Source organism: Mycobacterium sp. KBS0706, assembly GCF_005938675.2.
Lineage (GTDB): Bacteria > Pseudomonadota > Alphaproteobacteria > DSM-16000 > Inquilinaceae > Inquilinus.
Genome location: NZ_VCCH02000357.1, coordinates 1 through 453, shown reverse-complemented (window position 1 = coordinate 453; position 453 = coordinate 1). Strand labels below are relative to the sequence as shown.

General features: G+C 74.0%; 1 protein-coding gene. It reads left to right on the top strand.

Annotation, left to right across the window (positions count from 1 at the left end; genetic code table 11):
* The coding region (locus FFK22_RS42260; RefSeq protein WP_186002992.1) for a transposase at positions 1–453 on the top strand (453 nt) is incomplete at both ends.

Below are 453 nucleotides of genomic sequence, written 5' to 3'. Positions count from 1 at the left end.
CGCCGATCCCCGGCATCTCGGCGCCCGCATCGGCCTGGTCGCGGTGCTGCATACATGGGGCTCGGCGCTCACCCACCATCCACACATCCACTGCATCGTCCCCGGCGGCGGGCTCTCGCCCAAGCCTGCCCCGGCGGAAGCCGGGGGCGAACGCTGGATCGCCTGCCGGCCGGGCTTCTTCCTGCCGGTCCGCGTGCTCTCGCGCCTCTTCCGCCGGCTCTTCCTCGACAAGCTCGCCGCCGCCCACGCCCGGCTCGGCTTCTTCGGAGACCTCGCCCCTCTCGCCGTCCCCTCGGCCTTCCAGGCGCATCTGGCGCCGCTGCGCCGGGCCGAATGGGTGGTCTTCGCCAAGCCGCCCTTCGGCGGCCCGGCCGCCGTCCTCGCCTATCTCGCCCGCTACACCCACCGCACCGCCATCGCCAACAGCCGCCTCGTCGCCATGGACGACCACGC